This is a genomic window from Aquitalea palustris (assembly GCF_003693445.1).
GTDB classification, from domain to species: domain Bacteria; phylum Pseudomonadota; class Gammaproteobacteria; order Burkholderiales; family Chromobacteriaceae; genus Aquitalea; species Aquitalea palustris.
The window spans coordinates 13,893-33,228 of sequence record NZ_RFAR01000103.1 but is presented as its reverse complement, the minus strand read 5'-3'; the positions used below and the strand labels follow the sequence as shown (position 1 = coordinate 33,228).

Annotated in this window: 17 protein-coding genes; 12 read left to right on the top strand and 5 right to left on the bottom strand. The window is 62.2% G+C overall.

The window, feature by feature from the left end; genetic code table 11:
- Positions 1–254 precede the first annotated feature (254 nt).
- Positions 255–1,412, bottom strand: coding sequence for a porin (locus tag EAY64_RS18535; RefSeq protein WP_103526197.1), 1,158 nt, complete (start codon positions 1,410–1,412; stop codon positions 255–257).
- 297 nt (positions 1,413–1,709) lie between these two features.
- On the opposite strand from EAY64_RS18535, the gene EAY64_RS18530 reads away from it, so the two are divergent.
- Positions 1,710–3,545 carry a tannase/feruloyl esterase family alpha/beta hydrolase gene (locus EAY64_RS18530; RefSeq protein WP_199734490.1) on the top strand — a complete coding sequence of 612 codons (1,836 nt, stop codon included), beginning with the start codon at positions 1,710–1,712 and terminating at the stop codon, positions 3,543–3,545.
- Between the two features lie 151 nt (positions 3,546–3,696).
- Here EAY64_RS18530 and EAY64_RS18525 read toward each other — a convergent pair whose 3' ends face one another.
- A complete protein-coding gene (locus EAY64_RS18525; RefSeq protein WP_103526195.1) occupies positions 3,697–4,473 on the bottom strand; it encodes an AraC family transcriptional regulator in 777 nt (258 codons plus the stop codon).
- A gap of 261 nt (positions 4,474–4,734) precedes the next feature.
- Here EAY64_RS18525 and EAY64_RS18515 point away from each other — a divergent pair, with 261 nt between their 5' ends.
- The 5 genes from EAY64_RS18515 to EAY64_RS18495 all read left to right on the top strand — a co-directional run bounded on the left by EAY64_RS18515 (position 4,735) and on the right by EAY64_RS18495 (position 10,840).
- A complete protein-coding gene (locus EAY64_RS18515) occupies positions 4,735–5,661 on the top strand; it encodes a 4-hydroxyproline epimerase (RefSeq protein ID WP_103526193.1) in 927 nt (308 codons plus the stop codon).
- A 59-nt stretch (positions 5,662–5,720) separates the two neighbouring features.
- The gene (locus EAY64_RS18510) at positions 5,721–6,668 is read left to right on the top strand and encodes a dihydrodipicolinate synthase family protein (RefSeq protein ID WP_103526192.1); all 948 of its coding nucleotides are present in this window, start codon (positions 5,721–5,723) and stop codon (positions 6,666–6,668) included.
- An 84-nt stretch (positions 6,669–6,752) separates the two neighbouring features.
- Positions 6,753–8,324 (top strand): aldehyde dehydrogenase (NADP(+)), encoded by a 1,572-nt coding sequence (locus EAY64_RS18505; RefSeq protein WP_103526191.1) that lies wholly within the window; start codon positions 6,753–6,755, stop codon positions 8,322–8,324.
- Between the two features lie 3 nt (positions 8,325–8,327).
- Complete coding sequence (locus tag EAY64_RS18500) at positions 8,328–9,590, top strand: NAD(P)/FAD-dependent oxidoreductase (protein ID WP_103526190.1); 1,263 nt, start codon at positions 8,328–8,330, stop codon at positions 9,588–9,590.
- Between the two features lie 101 nt (positions 9,591–9,691).
- Positions 9,692–10,840: a branched-chain amino acid ABC transporter substrate-binding protein gene (locus EAY64_RS18495; RefSeq protein ID WP_103526189.1), complete on the top strand. Its 1,149-nt coding sequence runs from the start codon at positions 9,692–9,694 to the stop codon at positions 10,838–10,840.
- Positions 10,841–10,987: 147 nt separating this feature from the next.
- Here the strand turns inward: EAY64_RS18495 and EAY64_RS18490 are convergent, their stop codons facing one another.
- A complete protein-coding gene (locus tag EAY64_RS18490) occupies positions 10,988–11,836 on the bottom strand; it encodes a 23S rRNA (adenine(2030)-N(6))-methyltransferase RlmJ (RefSeq protein WP_103526188.1) in 849 nt (282 codons plus the stop codon).
- Between the two features lie 50 nt (positions 11,837–11,886).
- Complete coding sequence (locus tag EAY64_RS18485; protein WP_103526187.1) at positions 11,887–12,633, bottom strand: tRNA pseudouridine(65) synthase TruC; 747 nt, start codon at positions 12,631–12,633, stop codon at positions 11,887–11,889.
- 6 nt (positions 12,634–12,639) lie between these two features.
- Between EAY64_RS18485 and EAY64_RS20305 the strand changes: the two genes are divergently transcribed.
- The 6 genes from EAY64_RS20305 (at position 12,640) to EAY64_RS18460 (ending at position 18,759) form a co-directional block, all read left to right on the top strand.
- Positions 12,640–12,852 (top strand): hypothetical protein, encoded by a 213-nt coding sequence (locus tag EAY64_RS20305; protein WP_147456245.1) that lies wholly within the window; start codon positions 12,640–12,642, stop codon positions 12,850–12,852.
- A 272-nt stretch (positions 12,853–13,124) separates the two neighbouring features.
- On the top strand, positions 13,125–14,129 hold the full coding sequence (locus EAY64_RS18480) for a BMP family lipoprotein (RefSeq protein WP_103526186.1): 1,005 nt from the start codon (positions 13,125–13,127) through the stop codon (positions 14,127–14,129).
- A gap of 127 nt (positions 14,130–14,256) precedes the next feature.
- Positions 14,257–15,783, top strand: coding sequence for an ABC transporter ATP-binding protein (locus EAY64_RS18475; protein ID WP_103526185.1), 1,527 nt, complete (start codon positions 14,257–14,259; stop codon positions 15,781–15,783).
- A complete protein-coding gene (locus EAY64_RS18470) occupies positions 15,780–16,886 on the top strand; it encodes an ABC transporter permease (protein WP_226034462.1) in 1,107 nt (368 codons plus the stop codon). The genes EAY64_RS18475 and EAY64_RS18470 overlap by 4 nt, the downstream gene beginning before the upstream one ends.
- Positions 16,886–17,848 (top strand): ABC transporter permease, encoded by a 963-nt coding sequence (locus EAY64_RS18465; protein WP_103526184.1) that lies wholly within the window; start codon positions 16,886–16,888, stop codon positions 17,846–17,848. Before EAY64_RS18470 ends, EAY64_RS18465 begins: the two co-directional genes overlap by 1 nt.
- A 221-nt stretch (positions 17,849–18,069) precedes the next feature.
- Positions 18,070–18,759: a hypothetical protein gene (locus EAY64_RS18460; protein ID WP_147456244.1), complete on the top strand. Its 690-nt coding sequence runs from the start codon at positions 18,070–18,072 to the stop codon at positions 18,757–18,759.
- Between the two features lie 74 nt (positions 18,760–18,833).
- Here the strand turns inward: EAY64_RS18460 and EAY64_RS18455 are convergent, their stop codons facing one another.
- Positions 18,834–19,325: an aminoacyl-tRNA deacylase gene (locus tag EAY64_RS18455; protein WP_103526182.1), complete on the bottom strand. Its 492-nt coding sequence runs from the start codon at positions 19,323–19,325 to the stop codon at positions 18,834–18,836.
- Positions 19,326–19,336 lie beyond the last annotated feature (11 nt).

Here is a 19,336-nt window from a genome sequence, read left to right as displayed (position 1 = left end):
AGCCGCTGGCCAAGGCCGGCCTGCGTTATATCGACTGACGTTTGCTGTCGTAAACGTCACTCTCTGTGTTGGCCACCCTGCGGGGTGGCATTTTTTATGGGAAGCCGTGCGGTGAAGGGGCAGGGCAGCTTTGTGCCCCGCGTGTTGATGGCCGCAGCCTGGCTGGCCCTTGTCCGCCATGGGCAAGAAAAACGGCTGGCAGGAGCCAGCCGTTGTCGAGTATTGGCTGCCAGCAGGGTTGGCAGCCACACCGGTCAGAAGGCGGTGGACATGCCCACGCCAACGGTGTGCAGGGTATTGCCTTTGCCAATGTCCACCGCGCTGCTGCTGGTGGTGAGCGGGCTGAAACCGAAGTTGGCGTTTTGCAGTGCGCCATTGCTCAGGCGGGTGGCATAGGTGTAAAAGCTGGTGCGCTTGGTGGCGGCATAGGCGGCGCCCAATACCCACTGTGTGGCCTTGTAGTCGTCGGCATTGCTGGCATTGTTCAGGCTGCCCAGCTTGCTGTACGAGGCTTTCAGCGCCAGGCGTTCGCTCAGCGGCTGGCTGATGCCTACTGTCCAGCCAGTCTGGGTCTGGGTTTGGCCGCCGGTGGCGGATTCATAGCTGCCACGTTCCACCCCGGCACCCACCAGTGTACCCGTGCTGCTGAAAGTCCATTGTGCCAGCAGCTTGGCGAAGTCGACATGCTTGCCACTGGCGGCAGTACCGGCGTTGCTTTGCTCGTAGCCGGCGGTATCAAACTGGCGATCCCAGCCGAAACCGGCCTTGAACGGACCATCGCCATATTTCACCGCCAGGCTCAGGCGGCTGCGGTTGGTGTTGTTGGTCTCGGTTTCATCCACGCCGTAGGATACGCCGCCCTGCCAGCCGGACAGAGTGGGTGATACATAATGCACCGAGTTTTTCAGGCGGGTTTCGCCACGGCTGAACAGCTGGTAGAAACCCGGTCCGGTGCCCCAGCTATCGGCAATGGTGCCGGCCATGACGTCGATGCCGAAGTCGGCGGTACTGCCCACCAGCGATTTGTAGACGGTATCGTTATAACCGGCAATCAGGCGGCCATACTGCTCGCTGGCCAGGCCGACAAAACTGTTGCGGGTGGCCAGGGTGGCGCTCTGGCCCCAGTCGGTCGTGCCGCCCTGTTCGAAGTTGCGCAGGCTGGATTCCACCTGCCAGATCGCTTTCAGGCCATTGCCCAGGTCTTCATTACCACGAAAGCCGATGCGGGAGTTGTTGTCAGTGACGCGGGTAGTGGTGGTTTTGCTGCCGCCGCTGCCGCCGGACGCGCCTACCGACTCCAGCGAGGCGCTGATGACGCCATACACGGTGACACTGCTGTCTTCGGCATGGACGCTCAGGGTGGTGAGTACGGCACAGGCGGCCAGGCTCAGTTTGAAAGTGGATTGCTGCATGGTTTCTCCTCTATCGCAGAACTGCAATGCGTTGTTGTGACAATTCTTGTTATTGCAGGCAGTAATCTAGGGCAGGGGAATGGGGGCTGTGTTGCCAATCAGTGAACCTGCGTTGCCGTGTTATGTCGCGCTGCCGGCGGGGCGCTGCGCCAGGCATGTGTCATGGGCTATGCTGTGTTTCCAGGGTGGTATTGTCGTGTGTAAAGGCAGGCAAAGTGCGGCAAAACTGCATGACTGACTGGCGGTTGAATGATAGTAATTCCCGTTTGATCCGGATGTGAAACAGGAGTGTGCAAAGTGAACAATCCCAATCGTGCTGGTGCTCGCGTGCTGAGCCGCCGGCGCTATCTGCCCCTGCTAGCCTGGCTATCGCTGCTGTGTACGGTACTGTTGCCGCAACTGGCGCAGGCGGCTGATTATCAAAGCCTGCCGCCACAGCCGGCGCTGATCAGTTGTAGCGCATTGGGTCAGCAGGCTTTGAATGGCGTGGCCGATGCGCCGGTCAGCATCAGCAATGCCAGTGTGGTGGCAACACCCAAGGGTGATTTTTGCAAGGTGGAAGGGACCATCGCCCCGGCCATCGGCTTCGAGGTAGACCTGCCGCTCAAGGGCTGGACCCAGCGTTATCTGCAAGGCGGTTGCGGCGGCCTGTGTGGCATGACCCGCGTGGGCATCAGCAATGCTGGCCGTTGTGGCCCGGCGCTGAATGGCGAATTCGTGGTGTCAGGCAATGACATGGGCCACAAGGGCTCGATGACGGGCCCGGATCAGGCCAGTTTCGGGGCTGATCCACAAAAACGCATCGACTTTGCCTACCGCGCCAATCACCAGACCGCGCTGGTGGCCAAGGCCTTGATCAAGGCCTTTTATGGCCAGCCGGCACGCTTTGCCTATTTCGTCGGCTGCTCCGATGGTGGCCGTGAAGCCTTGATGGAGGCACAGCGTTATCCGGACGACTTTGACGGTGTGGCAGCCGGCGCGCCAGCTGCCTTGTTCCAGCTGCAAAATTCGCTGTATCACGCCTGGAATGTGGTGGCCAATCAGCGTGCGGATGGCAGTAACATCCTGCTGCAAAACCGGCTGGGCATTCTGCACCGTGCCGTGCTGGCGCATTGCGCCGAGGGTTCCGGAGTAAAGGACGGCCTGCTGCAAGACCCGCTCAGCTGCAAGGTGGACCCGGCCTGGGCACAGTGCCCGGCCGCGGCCAAGGACAGCAGCCAGTGCCTGAGCGCCGAAGAAGTGGCGGTGGCACGCAAGCTGTATGACGGCCCGCTGGATGCCGCCGGCCGCCGCCTGACGATAGGCGGTGCCTTGCCGGGGTCCGAGCTGCAATGGATGCTGCCCAATAGCGCAGCAGGCAAGTCGATGAGTCAGGACATGGCCTCGCTGGCTATCAGCTACCTGATTCTGCCGCAGGTGGACCTGGCCATGGGCAATCTGCAACAGCTGCGGTTTGATGACGCCACCTTCCGGAAACTAGCCCAGCTGGCTCCCCTGTACAACGCTGCCAATACCAATCTGCTGCCTTTCCAGCGACGTGGCAGCAAGCTGATTCTGTGGCACGGGCTGGCGGATACCTCGATTACGCCTGCCGTGTCGCTGGCCTATTACCAGGGCGTGCAGCAACAGCTGGGCGCAGCGGCTACCGACAGCTTCATGCGCTTGTTCCTGCTGCCCGGGGTAAGCCACTGCGGTGGTGGTGATGGCTATAACCAGGTAGATGTGCTCAGCCCGCTGATGGCATGGACCGAGCTGCAGCACGCGCCGGAGGCGCTGATTACCGGCAAGCTGGCGCAGCCCGAGCCGGATTTCATGGCGGGCCCGCCGCCGGGCAAGCTGCCGGCCAAAGGCAAGCCTGGCCTGGCACCGCCCACCTTGCATCTGCCAATCATGGCCAGCAGCCCGCTGGCCAAGCCGTGGGCGGCACTGAAGGCCACGCGGCCGGTGTATCCGTGGCCGCAGATTGCACGCTATAGCGGACAAGGCGATGTCAACGACGCCGCCAGCTATCAGCCAGCGCGCTCGGCCCTTGCCTTGCCGCTGGATTTCAACAGCCTCGCCACCAGCCTTATCGGCCCTGACAATCAGCAGGACACTGCCGCCAGTGCTCAGCGCCTGTCGCCGGCGCAATAAAGCGGCAGCACCTGCGACAAGGAGTGGGTGAACTTGCCGCTGCCCGAGCTGCCGGGCTGAGCAGCCGGGGCGGGTGCTCAGCCCGCTGTGGCAGCTGCCTGGTCGCGCAGGAACAAGGCCCCCGCCGCACAGCGGGGGCCTTGTGCATGGTTCAGTCCTGTCCGGTGGCCTGGCGATACTGGCGCGGGGTAAGGCCGGTGAGTGCCTTGAACTGGCGGCTGAAGGCACTGTGGTCGGTGTAGCCGCAGTGCAGGGCGACATCGGTGATGGGCATGTCGCTATGCAGCAGGCGGTGCGCATGTTCCAGCCGCGCCTTGTGAATCATCTGGCGTGGTGTCAGATGAAACACCTTTTTGCAGTAGCGCTCCAGCTGGGCGGCGGACACGCCGGCAATGGCGGTGAGCTCTGCCATGCTGAGCGGGCGGTTGAAGTGCTGGCGAATGAACTCGTCCACCGCCACCAGCCGCTTGTAGGCCGGGTGGGTCTTGCTGGCCGATTGCAGGTCCAGCGAAATGCCGATCAGCCCGATGATTGCATTGTCCTGGCTGTATAGCGGCCATTTGTAAGTCAGACACCAGCCTGGTTCGCGGTTCTTGAACAGATGCAGTTCCAGCTGGCTTTCCAGAACCAGTCCACCCTCCAGCACTTTCATGTCCTGCGCGGTATACACCGGCCCCAACTGGGCCGGAAAAACCTCGGCACTGGTCTTGCCCAGCAGTGGCTGCCGGCTTTTCAGGCCGCAGCGCTCCACCAGCGTCTGGTTGGCCAGCAGATAACGTGCCTGGCTGTCCTTGATGAAAATGGCGGCATTGGGGATCAGGTCCAGTACCGGCAGCAGTGGCCCCAGCCCCGCCAGCAGTTCTGCAATGGAGGCAGGGCGCATTTTCTCCTGCCAGCGCGCGATGGTTTCCAGCGTATCGCCAGTCATTCTTTCCCCTTTGCCTTGCCTCCCCTCAGTGGGGGAGTTTTTATCCCGGAAACAGCAATTGTGCTGATTTCGTCATTCTCGCTGATGATAACCATCAAGATTCCGGGCCGCAATGCAGCCATTCTATGCAGGTGCTGACGAAGACGGATGCGGCACGAAGATGCAATGGAATCAAGGCACTGCACGGCATGGCCGCGCACGTTCCGCGCCTGGTGCATCTGCCCGCCATCCGTCATTCACGTTTCTGGAATGGACAGGTATATGCAAGAGATACACATCATCGATTCCCACACCGGGGGCGAACCCACCCGGCTGGTGATGCGCGGTTTTCCCGATCTGGGCGGTGGCAGCATGGCCGCGCAGCGCGAAGTATTGCGCCAGCAGCACGACCAGTGGCGGCGGGCCTGCTTGCTGGAGCCGCGTGGCAGCGAGGTGCTGGTGGGCGCGCTGTATTGCCCGCCGGTGTCGCCGGATGCCACTTGCGGAGTGATCTTCTTCAACAACACCGGTTATCTGGGCATGTGCGGCCACGGCACCATCGGCCTGATCGCCTCGCTGCATTACCAGGGCCTGATTGCGCCGGGCGTGCACAAGATCGACACCCCGGTGGGGCCGGTCAGTGCCACCTTGCATGAAGATGGCGCGGTGACGCTGGGCAATGTGCCGGCTTATCGCTACCGCCAGCAAGTGGCGGTGGAACTGCCCGGCTACGGTGTGTTCCACGGCGATATTGCCTGGGGCGGCAACTGGTTCTTCCTTGTGTCCGAACACGGCATGACGCTGGAAATGGCCAATGTCGAGGCGCTGACCACCTTCACCTGGGCCATGCTCAAGGCGCTGGAAGCACAGGGCATCACTGGCGCCGATGGCGCGCTGATCGACCACGTGGAGCTGTTTGCCGATGATGCCAGCGCTGACAGCCGCAACTTTGTCATGTGTCCGGGCAAGGCCTACGACCGCTCGCCCTGCGGCACCGGCACCAGCGCCAAGCTGGCCTGCCTGGCAGCCGACGGCAAGTTGGCCGAAGGCGCGCACTGGGTGCAGGCCAGCATTACCGGCAGCCAGTTTGTCGGCCATTACCAGCGCGAGGGCGAGTTGATTCGCCCCTTCATTACCGGACGCGCCCACATCACCGCAATCAGCACGCTGCTGATTGACGAGCAAGACCCTTTTGCCTGGGGCATCTGAGCCCCGCGTCATACCGACATCCCCCACACACATACAGACAAGCTGCAAGGAGCAAAATAATGAGCGACAACATTTTCACCGGCTGCATCCCGGCCCTGATGACCCCATGTACCGCCGAGCGCAAGCCGGACTTTGACGCCCTAGTAGCCAAGGGCCGCGAGCTGATTGCCGCTGGCATGAGCGCCGTAGTGTATTGCGGCTCGATGGGTGACTGGCCGCTCTTGACCGAAGCCGAGCGCCAGGAGGGCGTGGCCCGGCTGGTAGCTGCCGGCGTGCCCACCATTGTCGGCACCGGCGCGGTGAATACCCGCGAGGCAGTGTCCCACGCCGCCCATGCCGCCCGCGTTGGCGCCCATGGCCTGATGGTGATTCCGCGGGTGCTGTCGCGTGGTGCTTCGCCTGCCGCCCAGAAAGCCCACTTTTCCGCCATTCTCGCCGCTGCGCCCAATTTGCCCGCCGTCATCTACAACAGCCCTTACTACGGCTTTGCCACCCGCGCCGACCTGTTCTTCGAGCTGCGTCGCAGCTATCCCAACCTGATTGGCTTCAAGGAGTTCGGCGGTGCTGCCGACATGCGCTACGCCGCCGAGCACATCACCTCGCAGGATGATCAGGTCACGCTGATGGTGGGGGTGGACACCCAGGTGGTGCATGGCTTCGTCAACTGCAATGCCACCGGCGCCATTACCGGCATTGGCAATGCGCTGCCGCGCGAGGTGCTGCATCTGGTAGCCCTGAGCAAGGCCGCCGCCAAGGGCGATGCCGTGGCGCGCCGTCAGGCGCGCGAGCTGGAATCCGCGCTGGCGGTGCTGTCCTCCTTCGATGAAGGCTGCGATCTGGTGCTGTATTACAAGTACCTGATGGTGCTGAACGGCGATACCGAATACAGCCTGCACTTTAACGAAACCGACGTGCTGAGCGAAGCCCAGCGCCGCTATGCCGAAACCCAGTACACGCTGTTCCGCGAGTGGTATCGCAACTGGTCGGCCGGCCTGAATGTGGCCTGAGCCTGTCTCTGACTACCTGTGCCATGCCGCTGTGGCGTGGCCGGGTTTACCTCATTAGCAGTCATCGAAGGTGCAGGAAACCATATGAATCTGACAGGCAAGATGCTGATTGGCGGACAAGCTGTTGCCGGCATGCGCGAGGCTAGCCACGGGATTGACCCCGCCAGCGGGCTGGCGCTGGAGCCGGCCTATGCCGGTGCCGATGCGGCACAGCTGGCGCAAGCCTGCGCGCTGGCCTGGGCTGCGTTTGATGTCTACCGCGAAACCACGCCAGCGCAGCGGGCGCAGTTGCTGGAAACCATTGCCGAGGAAATCGAAGCGCTGGGCGATGCCCTGATCGACCGCGCCATGCAAGAAACCGGCCTGTCACGCGCCCGCTTGCAGGGCGAGCGTGCCCGCACCTGCGGCCAGTTGCGCAGCTTTGCCCGTACCGTGCGTGCAGGCGAATGGCTGGATGTGCGGGTAGACCCGGCCCAGCCTGCACGCCAGCCGCTGCCGCGTGCCGACCTGCGCCAGCGCCAGATTCCGCTGGGGCCGGTGGCGGTGTTCGGCGCCAGCAATTTCCCGCTGGCGTTTTCGGTGGCCGGTGGCGATACCGCCTCGGCGCTGGCGGCCGGTTGTCCGGTCATCGTCAAGGCGCACAGCGCCCACCCCGGCAGCAGCGAGCTGGCCGGACAAGCCATCGTGCGGGCGCTGGCCCGCTGTGAGCTGCCTGCCGGGGTGTTCGCCCTGCTGTTTGGTAGTGGCCGCGCAGTGGGGCAGGGTCTGGTGGGCGATCCGCGTATCAAGGCCGTGGGCTTTACCGGATCGCGTGCTGGCGGTCTGGCGCTGTGTCGGGCAGCGCAGAATCGCCCGGAGCCGATCCCGGTCTATGCCGAAATGAGTTCCACCAACCCGGTGTTCCTGCTGCCAGCAGCCCTGCAGGCGCGCAGCGATGTGCTGGCACAGGGTTTTGTCGGCTCGCTGACGCTGGGGGCAGGGCAGTTCTGTACCAATCCCGGTCTGCTGATCGCCGTACAGGGGCCGGCACTGGAGCAGTTTGTTGCCACCGCGGCCGAGCTGCTGCAACACAGTGCGGCACAAACCATGCTTACACCGGGCATCTGGGCGGCGTATCAGGACGGGGTGGACAACCTGTCCCGCCACGCCAGCACGGTGGCCAAGGGCGTATTGCCCAGCGGACCGAACCAGTGCCAGGCACAGCTGCTGCAGGTGACTGCGACGGAATACCTGGCCAACCCGGCCTTGCGCGAAGAAGTGTTCGGCGCTGCCGCGCTGATCGTGCAATGCCGTGACGAGGCGGAGAGCTTGCAACTGGCCGAGGCGCTGGAAGGCCAGCTCACCGCCACGCTGCAACTGGATGACGACGATATCGCTCTGGCGCGTGTGCTACTGCCGGTGCTGGAGCGCAAGGCGGGCCGCATCCTGGTGAATGGCTGGCCCACCGGGGTGGAAGTGTGTGATGCCATGGTGCATGGCGGGCCGTTCCCGGCCACCTCGGATGTGCGTTCCACCTCGGTCGGCACGGCGGCCATCCAGCGTTTCCTGCGGCCGGTGTGCTATCAGGATCTGCCGGATGCACTACTGCCAACAGCCCTTAAACATGCCAATCCGCTGGCGCTGCGCCGGCTGGTCAATGGCGTGCGGGAGGGCTGAGCCATGGCGCATAGCCTTGCTGCGGGAGACGAAGTCATCGTAGTGGGAGCAGGGGTGGTGGGCCTCGCCATTGCCCTGCAACTGCAACTGGCGGGCTTTGCCGTCACCCTGCTGGACCGTGGCGAACCGGCCATGGAAACCAGTTATGGCAATGCCGGTGCCTTTGCCATCAGCGATGTGATTCCGCTGGCCGAACCCGGCGTGCTGCGCAAGGTGCCGGGCTGGATGCTGGACCCACTGGGCCCCTTGGCCCTGCGCTGGCGCTATCTGCCCAGCCTGCTGCCCTGGCTGCTGCGCTTTTTAGCCGCCAGCCGCCCCAGCCGGGTGGCCACGCTCACCCGCGATCTGTCCGCCTTGCTGGGCCGGGTGAATCAGGACTACGCAGCACTGATCGCCCAGGCCGGGCTGGGTGCCATGTGGCGGCGCCACGGCAACCTCACCCTCTACCGTAATCAACAGGAATTCGATGCGGCCCTGCCTGCCTGGCAGGAAAAGCGCCGTCACGGCGTGCAGTGGCAGGCCCTGTCACGCAGCCAGCTCTTGGAGCAGGAACCCTTGCTGGCCGCGGAATGGCAATGCGCAGTACGGGTGCCGGACTGGTCGCATGTGGACGACCCCTACACCTTCAGCCGTGGTCTGTTTGATGCCTTTGTCCGTGCCGGTGGACGCTTTGTGCAGGATGAGGTGCTGGCGACGGTCGAAGGGAATGGGCGTGTGAGCGGGGTGGAAACAGCCAGCCATGGCCGCATGTCGGCAGCCGCCACGGTGATTGCCTGCGGCGTATGGAGCGACCGCTTTACCCGTCAGCACCGCTACCGCGTGCCGCTGGAAAGCGAACGTGGCTATCACGTTAATCTGCCCAAGGCCGGGGTGAGGCTGCATCACTTCATCCAGTGTGCCAGCGAGAGCTTTGTCATTTTGCCGATGGCGGGTGGCGGCCTGCGCCTGGCCGGCACGGTGGAGCTGGCGCACCGCGATGCGCCGGCAGACTGGCGGCGTGCCCACATCCTGCTGGACAAGGCGCGGCGGATTGTCGGCGATTTTTCCACCGCGGACATGACGGTGTGGATGGGCAACCGCCCCTCGCTGCCGGATACCCTGCCCATTATCGGCCCGGCACCGCAGCAGCCCGGCCTGTGGTTTGCCACCGGTCACGGCCATCTGGGCCTGACGCTGGCGGCCACTACCGCCGTGCTGTTGTGCGACATGCTGCAAGGGCAGAGCCCGGCACTGGATATGCAGCCCTACCGCTTGCAACGGTTTTGATCCTGTCAGACACCGGCGCAGACCGGTCATGACGGGGGAGCAGTAGCAGGGGAAACCAGCGGGTTTCTCTTGAATAAATGCAGCATCAAAGGAGAAATGACATGGCACAGAAGAAACTGTTTGCAGAAATGAACTGGGTGGTGGCGCTGGGCGGCATGATGATGCCGTTTGCCATGGCGGCCGCCCATGCCGATACCGTGGTGAAAATCGGCTTTTCCTCGCCGCTGTCCGGCCCGCAGGCCCACTATGGCAAGGACAATGAAAACGCTACCAAAATGGCGATTGACGACATCAATGCCAAGGGCCTGATGGTGGGCGGGCAAAAGATCAAGTTCGAGCTGGTGTCGGAAGACGACCAGGCCGACCCGCGCGTTGGCACCCAGGCCGCGCAGCGGCTGGTGGATGCCGGAGTGAAAGCGGTGATCGGCCACTTCAATTCCGGGGTGTCGATTCCGGCTTCGCGCATTTATTCGGAGGCAGGCATCCCGCAGCTGTCGGTGTCCACCAACCCGGCTTACACCCAGCAAGGCTATAAAACCACCTTCCGCCTGGTGGGCAGCGACAGCCAGATTGGCGGCTCGCTGGGGCAGTTTGCCGTGAAAACGCTCAAGGCCAAGAGCATTGTGGCCATCGACGACCGCACAGCTTATGGCCAGGGCATTGCCGACGAGTTCGTCAAGGCGGTGACCGCCAATGGCGGCAAGGTGTTGCGTCGTGAGTTCACCTCGGATAAGGCCACCGATTTCACCTCCATCCTCACCGCAGTGAAGGCGGTCAATCCGGAAGTCATCTTCTACGGCGGGGCCGATGCCCAGGCTGCGCCGATGGCCAAGCAGCTCAAGCGGCTGGGGCTGAAAGCCAAGCTGATGGGCGGTGACATGATGAACACGCCTACCTTTATCCAGCTGGCAGGTGCCGATGCCACCGGACATTACTCGGCCGTGGCTGGCGGCATCCTGGCGGCCCGCCCGGCCGGCAAGGAGTTTGAGCGTCGCTACAAGGAGCGCTTCCATCAGGATGTGGTACTGCTGGGGCCGCAGTTCTACGACGGGGTGATGCTGGTGGCCGAGGCCATGAAGCAGGCCGGCTCGGTGGAGCCAGCCAAATACCTGCCCAAGCTGGCAGCCATCCGCTACAGCGGCGTGACGGCGGATTTTGCCTTTGCCCCCAATGGCAATCTGCTCAAGGCACCGGTCACCCTGTCCATAGTCAAGAACAATGCCTGGGCGGTGCAAACCGTGGTGCGCTAGGTGTAACGGCTTCTGCGGTTTTCCCCTGTAGTTCTCATCAGTCTCATGCTTGGGCTGGCTGCCAGATGGCAGGCCAGCCGTTTTTTATGGTTGGCCGGGCAGCAAAAAGGCCATCCCGCAGGATGGCCTTGTCGGTGGCACTGTCTGTTACAGATCGCCGCCGGTCTCCAGAATGAAGCTGGCCTTGGCATCCTGGCCTAGCTGCTCCACCAGATAGGGCAGCACTTCCTTCAGTGTGGCGGGCAGGGTCCACGGCGGGTTGAGCAGGAACATGCCGCTGCCGTACATGCCAAAGCCGTCGGCCGACGGTGCTTGTACGTGCAGCTCGGCGCGCAGCCAGCTCTTGGCCGGCAGCTTTTTCAGTTCTTTGGGCAGTTCTTTCATCTCGGCGCGCTGCAGGCAGGGATACCACACGGCGTAAATGCCGGTGGCAAAGCGCTTCAGGCCTTCTTTCAGTGCGGTCACCACATGCTGGTAGTCGCGCTTGTCTTCGTAGGGCGGGTCGATCAGCACCAGGCCACGGCGCGGCGGTGGCGGCAGAATGGCCTTGATGCCTTCAAAGCCATTGGCCTGTTGCAGCTGGGTGCGGCGCGGCTGGCCGCCAAAGTTCTGCTCCAGCAGCTGGAAATCAGTAGGATGCAGTTCGAACAGGCGCAGCTTGTCGCTTTGCGGCATCACCGCGGCGGCACACCAGGGCGAGCCGGGATAGAAGCGCAGCTCACCATCCGGGTTCATCTCGCGCACCACATCCACATAAGCCGCCACGGCGGGCGGCAGGTCGGTACGGTCCCACAGGCGGGCAATGCCGCTCAGGTATTCGGCATTCTTGGCGGCATAGCCTTCGTGCAAGGCGTAGCCGCCGGCTCCGGCGTGGGTGTCGATATACCAGTAGGGTTTGTCTTTCTGGCCCAGGTAGTCCAGCACGGCAATTTCAATCAGGTGCTTGAGCACGTCGGCGTGGTTGCCGGCGTGAAAGGCGTGGCGATAACTCAGCATGCATCAGCTTTCTAAGACAATGGCGGCATTGTAGCGGATTTGGGCGCGCCTCAGACGGCCGGCAGCCAGCTGGCGGGGATGGCATCTGCCCAGCCCAGTGCGCGTACCACGCTGGCAAAGTCCTCCGCCAGCGGGCAAGTCAACTGGATGGCCGCACCTGTCACCGGGTGGCTGATCTGCATTTCCATGCAGGCCAGTAACATGCGCTGGCTGCCAAAGTGCTCGGCAAACATGCGGTTATGCACGCCTTTGCCGTGAGTGGCATCGCCGATGATGGGGTGGGCAATATGCTTCATGTGGCGACGCAGCTGGTGGCGGCGGCCAGTCAGTGGCGACAGCTCCATCAGTGCATAACGGCTGCTGGGGTAGCGGTCTACAGCAATCGGCAGTTCCACCGTGGCCAGGCGGCGGTAGTCGGTTTGTGCTTCCTGCGGGCCTTGTTCCACCTTTTCACCCAGCCAGGCCAGGTCGTCCACGCGGCGGCTGAGGGCGTGGTCGATATGGCCGGCCTCGGCCGGATGGCCGCGCACCACCGCCAGATAGCGCTTGCTCACTTCCTGGCGTTCGAATTGCCAGCTCATCGCCTTGGCACTTTCCTTGTCCAGCGCAAACAGCAGTACGCCAGAGGTGCCCTTGTCCAGCCGGTGTACCGGGTAGACGCGCTGACCGATCTGGTCACGCAATAGCTGGATGGCAAAGCGGGTTTCGTGGCGGTCCAGCTCGGAGCGGTGCACCAGCAGGTTGGACGGCTTGTGGATGGCGATCAGCTGCTGGTCGCGGTAGAGAATGGGTAGCATGGCGGTGTGGATGAGGCGAAGGCGGCGATTGTAGGACTTTGCCGGCGGCTTGGATATGCGCAAGGCGAGGCCGTGGCCGAATTGCGACAGCCGGGCAAGTGGAATTTTCCTGTATTTGCGGTGGACAGCCACTTCTTGCGCCCGGCTCAGGAAGACGTCATATTTTGTGATCCGGTCATGCGCGCAGGCATAAATTTGCTGCGCGCTGCGGTTTTTTAACGACGGATCATTGCGAATGTGCTCCGCCGATTACCAGCTTTGCGACAAGGTATTTCAAAGTGGAGAGGAAATTGTTTACAGTCAATTTCCCGCTCATTACAATTCGCCGCGCCCATCAAATTGAAATACTGCCTTGTTAGCTGACATCGGTTTAGCCATCAGCAGGTGATGGGTGCAAAATAGCCAATGCGGAAGGTGGGGCTTCCCGATGGTGCATGAACAGGCTAGCGTCCGCTCGTGCATGTTGACCAACAAAACCAAGAGTTCCTGATATGACCATCCAACTGAAACGAGCAAGCCTTGCCGTCGCCCTGTCCATGCTGGCCGGTGCCACCTTTGCCAAGGACTTCACCCCGGCCGTGATCTACGATCAGGCCGGCAAGTTTGACAAGAGCTTCAACGAAGCGGCGTTCAATGGCGCAGAGCGTTTCAAGAAGGAATTCAAGATCAGCTATCGTGAAGGCACCATTGCCTCCGAAGCACAAAAGGAACAGCTGCTGCGCAACCTGGCGCGCAAGGATGCTGACCTGATCGTTTCCGTCGGCTTCTCCTTTACCCAGGCCGTGGAAACCGTGGCCAAGGAATTTCCCAAGGTGAAATTCACCATCATCGACTCGGTGGCCAAGGGTCCGAACGTACAGAGCATCGTGTTCAAGGAACAGGAAGGCTCCTTCCTGGTGGGCATGGCCGCTGCCATGGCTTCCAAGTCCGGCAAGGTAGGTTATATCGGTGGCATGGACGTGCCGCTGATCCGCGCCTTTGGCTGTGGCTATGTGCAGGGCGCCAAGTACGCCAACAAGAAGACTGAAGTCATCCAGAACATGACCGGCACCACCCCGCAGGCTTTCAACGACCCGGCACGCGGTACCGAACTGGCCAAGAGCCAGTTTGATCGTGGCGTGGACGTGGTGTTCGCTGCTGCCGGCGGTACCGGCCTGGGCGTGCTGCAGGCAGCCAAGACCGCCAACAAGCTGTCCATCGGCGTCGACAGCAACCAGAACCACCTCTACCCGGGCTATGTGCTGACCTCCATGGTCAAGCGCGTTGACAATGCCGTGTACGACACCTTCAAGTCCGCCCGCGACGGCAGCTGGAAGCCGGAAGTCAAGGTCATGGGCCTGAAGGAAGGCGGCGTGGACTGGGCGCTGGACAGCAACAACCGCAAGCTGATCTCCGCTGACATGGAAAAGAAAATCGGCGCAGCCAAGAAGGACATCATCAGTGGCAAGCTCAGCGTGGTGGACTATCGCACCAGCAACAGCTGCCCGGTGAAATAAGTCTATTTGAAGATCTTTTCCCGGCTGCGGCCCGGGAGGACTGCAGGCACGATGGCTCAGGCTATCGTGCCTGTTTGGTTCTTGCGGGGCCGACAACCGGATTCATGGAAATCGGGAACATACGGGCATGACTGATTTCGCCATCGAGCTGAACGGCATCTGCAAGCGCTTCGGCGCAGTGCAGGCCAATCGCGATGTCTCAATGAACATCGCCAAGGGCTCCATACACGGCATCATCGGCGAGAACGGCGCGGGCAAATCCACCCTGATGAGCATCCTGTACGGCTATTACCATGCCGACAGTGGCAGCATCGCGGTGGATGGCAAGACCGTGCGCATCCGCAACAGCCAGGAAGCCATCCGGCTGGGCATCGGCATGGTGCATCAGCATTTCATGCTGGTGGACAACTTCACCGTGCTGGAAAACATCGTGCTGGGGGCCGAAGGCGGCCTGCTGCTCAAAGATGGCATGGCCAAGGCGCGCGAGCACCTGCAGGCGCTTAATCGCGACTATTCGCTGGAGGTCGATCCGGACGCCATCGTTGGCGAGCTGGGCGTGGGCCTGCAACAGCGGGTGGAGATTCTCAAGGCGCTGTATCGCGGGGCCGACGTACTGATTCTGGACGAGCCGACAGCCGTGCTGACGCCGCAGGAGGCCGACCACCTGTTTTGCATCCTGCGTGCGCTGCGCGAGCAGGGCAAGACGGTGATCCTGATCACCCACAAGCTGCGCGAAGTGATGGACATCACCGACGCGGTCAGCGTGATGCGTGCCGGCACCGTGGTGGGCAATGTGCGCACGGCGGATGTCGACAAGGAAAAGCTGGCCGACCTGATGGTGGGGCGCAAGGTAACGCTGAAGGTGGACAAGGCCGAACGCGCGCCCGGTGCTGCGGTGCTGGACGTGCGCCAGCTGTGCCTGACCGATGCGCGCGGCGTCAAGCTGCTGGACGGTTTGAATTTCCAGGTGCGTGCCGGTGAGATCGTCGGCATTGCCGGGGTGTCCGGTAACGGCCAGTCCGAGCTGCTGGAAGTGCTGGCCGGCATGCTGGAGCCGACTTCCGGTGAAATCCGCTACCAGGGGGCGGATCTGCTGCAGGAAAAATCCAGCCAGCCGCGGGCGGCGCTGTACCGCAAGAAGGGCATTGCCCATGTGCCGGAAGACCGTTCGCGCGAGGGGCTGGTTAAGTCTTTCCCCATGTTCGAGAACGCCATTCTTGGCTATCACGACGACAAGAGCGTCAGCAAGGGCGGACTGTTCTCGCGCAAGATGCTGCTGGAACGTAGCCGCGACTTTATCCGCCAGTTTGATATCCGTCCGGACAATGCCCAGTTGCGCGTGGGCTTGCTGTCCGGTGGCAATCAGCAAAAAGTGGTGCTGGCGCGCGAAATTCACGCCAATCCGGAACTGCTGCTGATCGGCCAGCCGACGCGTGGCGTGGACATCGGTGCCATCGAGTTTATCCACAAACGGCTGGTGGAACTGCGTGATGCCGGCAAGGCCATTTTGCTGGTGTCGGTGGAACTGGAAGAGATTCTGGCCTTGTCCGACCGCATTCTGGTGATGGCCGGCGGGCAGATTAGCGGCGAAGTGGCGGCCAGGGATGCCGACACCATTTCGCTGGGTTTGTTGATGGGGGGGCACAAACATTGAAATTCGGACAACCGTCCACATTGCCGCGCTGGGCACAGCTCACTGTGCTGCCGGCATTGAATCTGCTGGCCGCCTTGCTGGTGACCGGTTTCGTGACCTGGATGATAGGCGAAGATCCATGGGAATGCCTGCAATTGCTGGTCAGTGGTGCCTTCGGTAGTGGCGAGGGCATAGGCTACACCCTGTTCTACACCACCGGTTTCATCTTTACCGGGCTGGCGGTGGCCACGGCTTTTCATGCCGGACTATTCAATATCGGCGGCGAAGGGCAGGCCTATCTGGCTGGACTTGGCGTCACGCTGGTGGTGCTGGCGTTTGATCACACCCTGCCGCCGATTGTGCTGGTGCCGCTGTGCATTCTGGCCGCCATGGGTTTTGGTGCGGCCTGGGCTTTTATTCCGGGCTGGCTGCAGGCCAAACGTGGCAGCCACATCGTGGTCACCACCATCATGTTCAACTTCATCGCTTATTCGCTGATGTTGTATTTGATTGGCCATCACCTGATCGAAGCCGGTTCGCAAAACCCCACCACCCGCGAGTTTGGCCAGGCTTCATGGATTCCTGCCATTCATCAGGTGGCTGCCGGCATGGGCATCAGCCTGCCCAGCACGCCGCTGAACCTGACTTTTGTCATGGCCTTGCTGGCCTGCGGCCTGTTTTACCTGCTGGTGTGGCATAGCCGCTGGGGCTTCCAGCTGCGTACGGTGGGCGTGAACGAGAGCGCCGCCCGCTATGCCGGCATCAATGTCAGCAAGACCATCATTCTGGCGATGTGTGTGTCTGGTGCGCTGTCCGGCTTTGCCGCCATCAACGAGCTGCTGGGTTCCACCCACCGCATGAATGTGTCCTTCACCAATGGCGTGGGCTTTGTCGGCATCGCCGTGGCGCTGATGGGGCGTAACCATCCGGTGGGCATCATCCTGTCGGCCCTGCTGTTTGGCGGCCTGACCCAGGGCGGGCTGGAGCTGTCGTTTGAAAAGCCGGTGATCACCCGCGAAATGATCATCTTCATCCAGGGCCTGATCATCCTGTTCTGCGGCGCGCTGGAAAACCTGTTCGAGCCGTTTATCGCCGGCCTGTTCAAGCGCAAGGAGGACAAATAATGGAACAGCTGTTCAGCTTGCTGGACTCAACCATCCGGGTCGCCACGCCGTTGGTGCTGGCGGCACTGGCCGGCATGTTCTCCGAGCGCTCCGGCGTGGTGGACATCGGCCTGGAAGGCAAGATGCTGGTGGCGGCTTTTGCCGCTGCTGCCGCCGCCTTTGTCACGCATTCACCCTGGCTGGGGCTGCTGGCCGGCATCATGGCCTCGGTCAGCCTGGCCATGGTGCATGCTTTTGTTTCGGTCACCTATAACGGCAATCAGCTGATCTCCGGCATGGCCATCAACACCATTGCCTCCGGCATCACGCCGGTGCTGGGGCTGGCCTGGTTCCAGCAGGGCGGCAATACCCCGCAGCTGGATGATGACTCGCGCTTTCACGACATCAGCCTGCCGCTGGCCGATGCACTGTCGAATGTCCCTGTCATTGGCCATCTCTACAGCAAGCTCTTGTCCGGGCACAGCATCCTGGTTTACCTCACCGTGCTGATCATTCCCGTGGTGAGCTGGGTGGTGTATCGCAGCCGCTTTGGCCTGCGCCTGCGTGCGGTGGGTGAAAATCCGCATGCGGCGGATACTGCGGGCGTGTCGGTGGCGCGGGTACGCTATATCGCCTTGTTCTGGGGTGGTGTGCTGTGCGGGGTGGCCGGTACTTTCCTGTCGGTATACCAGACCGGCAGCTTCATCAAGGAAATGACCGCCGGCAAGGGCTTTCTGGCACTGGCTGCGCTGATTTTCGGCAAGTGGCGTCCGCTGCCGGCGGTATTGGGCTGCCTGTTGTTTGCCTTTGCCGACGCCTCGCAGATCCGTCTGGAAGGGGTGGACCTGCCCATTGTCGGCCAGATTCCCTCTCAGGCCATCCAGGTGATTCCCTATGTGCTGACGGTATTGTTGCTGGCCGGCTTTGTCGGTCGCGCCGTGGCACCCAAGGCCATTGGCGTGCCGTTTGTAAAATCACGCTAAGCAGTAAAATCGGCCGCCTCTGGTGGCTGCAGGAAAAACCGGCGTTGGCCGGTTTTTTTACGTCGCAATGCCGATGGGCTGGTGCTGACGGGTCGAAATGTGAAGTGAATTGCACTACAACAAGGGGAGTGGATCAGCCAGTCTGGGCAGTGACTGGCAAATGATAATAAACGAGGGCTGCAATAGTCAGCCAAATCCGGGGGGATGTTATGTGGCTAGCCATGCTGACACTGATCCTGGTGGGATGTACTGTCGCCGCGCTGGCCGGCCTGCTGGGGGGCGCGCTGCGCCAGCATGATCCTGATGCCATGGCCGGGCAGGGCCTGCCAACTGGGGATAGTGTGCTGGGCAAGGTGGCGGCCATCCGCAAATCGCGCGACGACTCCTGGACTCGCCGTCCCTGGCCCTATATTCGCGACCGGCTGACTTTTCCGCCGCTGGACATTCCCGCAGTCATCCTGCACAGCAGCATTACCCCCGGCAAGTGCTACCGCGTGGATCCCGCCACCCTGACCTGCACCTGCAGTTATTTCCTGCTGCGTGGTTCAAATGCCGCCATCGGCAGCAAGGAAAGGCTGTGTCGTCATCTGCGCAAGGTGTACGCCGAGCGCGGCACGCTGCCGCCGGTGGTCAATATGGTGCTGCTGGATGATGTGCATTTTTGCGAGACCGACCAGCTATGGTCGGGCGAAGTGGAGGGGGTGCCGGTGGCCATCGCCTGGCGCGAAGGCGACCCGTGGGTCACCATCTATACCCGCAGCAATGCCCTGAATCAGCCACCGGAATTCCAGCGCTACAACTTCCACCTTGATCACGCCAGTTGGGCGGACAGCCGCGCCCCCAAGTACAACGCAAGCGCCATCCGCCAGATGCTGGCCGACTGGTTTGGCGATCGCAAGCTGATGGCCTGAGCAGGTAATCCGGGACATCCCGGTCCTGCGCGTAAGCAGCCGGATCCATCAGCCGCACCCGTGGATGGCAGCCTTCACTTGCCCAGCGCCACTTCCACACAGCGCGCCTGTAGCAGGCGGCCAATGTCTATCGGTGACATCGCCACCTGCAGGCCACGGCGGCCACCGTTGATATAGACCTTGGGCAGTTGCAGGATGCTGGCTTCCATATACACCGGCATCGGCGTGCGGGTGGCAAAGGGGCTGGTGCCGCCTACCAGGTAGCCGGAGTGGCGGTTGGCCACGTCGGGCTTGCACGGCTGCACTTTTTTGCAGGGTAACTGGCGCGCCAGTTCCTTGGCCGATACCTTGCAATCGCCGTGCATCAGTACCACCAGCGGCAGGCCGTCCTGGTCTTCAAACAGCAGGGTCTTGATGACGGTGTGTTCGTCTACCTCCAGTTCGCGGGCCGGGGTGGCGGTGCCGCCGTGTTCTTCGTAGCGGTAGGCGTGGCAGCTGAATTCCACCTTGTGGTCCAGCAAAAAGCGTAGTGCCGGGGTGCTGCCGGCAATGGTCTGGTGTTGCATGGCTTACTCCG

Bases quoted from the DNA above. Each gene is read 5' to 3' on its own strand.
- EAY64_RS18495 (WP_103526189.1), top strand. From the start codon at position 9,692: ATGGCACAGAAGAAACTGTTTGCAGAAATGAACTGGGTGGTGGCGCTG.
- EAY64_RS18510 (WP_103526192.1), top strand. From the start codon at position 5,721: ATGAGCGACAACATTTTCACCGGCTGCATCCCGGCCCTGATGACCCCA.
- EAY64_RS18525 (WP_103526195.1), bottom strand. From the start codon at position 4,473: ATGACTGGCGATACGCTGGAAACCATCGCGCGCTGGCAGGAGAAAATG.
- EAY64_RS18480 (WP_103526186.1), top strand. From the start codon at position 13,125: ATGACCATCCAACTGAAACGAGCAAGCCTTGCCGTCGCCCTGTCCATG.
- EAY64_RS18535 (WP_103526197.1), bottom strand. From the start codon at position 1,412: ATGCAGCAATCCACTTTCAAACTGAGCCTGGCCGCCTGTGCCGTACTC.
- EAY64_RS18490 (WP_103526188.1), bottom strand. From the start codon at position 11,836: ATGCTGAGTTATCGCCACGCCTTTCACGCCGGCAACCACGCCGACGTG.
- EAY64_RS18455 (WP_103526182.1), bottom strand. From the start codon at position 19,325: ATGCAACACCAGACCATTGCCGGCAGCACCCCGGCACTACGCTTTTTG.
- EAY64_RS18515 (WP_103526193.1), top strand. From the start codon at position 4,735: ATGCAAGAGATACACATCATCGATTCCCACACCGGGGGCGAACCCACC.
- EAY64_RS18475 (WP_103526185.1), top strand. From the start codon at position 14,257: ATGACTGATTTCGCCATCGAGCTGAACGGCATCTGCAAGCGCTTCGGC.
- EAY64_RS18505 (WP_103526191.1), top strand. From the start codon at position 6,753: ATGAATCTGACAGGCAAGATGCTGATTGGCGGACAAGCTGTTGCCGGC.
- EAY64_RS18485 (WP_103526187.1), bottom strand. From the start codon at position 12,633: ATGCTACCCATTCTCTACCGCGACCAGCAGCTGATCGCCATCCACAAG.
- EAY64_RS18500 (WP_103526190.1), top strand. From the start codon at position 8,328: ATGGCGCATAGCCTTGCTGCGGGAGACGAAGTCATCGTAGTGGGAGCA.
- EAY64_RS18460 (WP_147456244.1), top strand. From the start codon at position 18,070: ATGCTGACACTGATCCTGGTGGGATGTACTGTCGCCGCGCTGGCCGGC.
- EAY64_RS18465 (WP_103526184.1), top strand. From the start codon at position 16,886: ATGGAACAGCTGTTCAGCTTGCTGGACTCAACCATCCGGGTCGCCACG.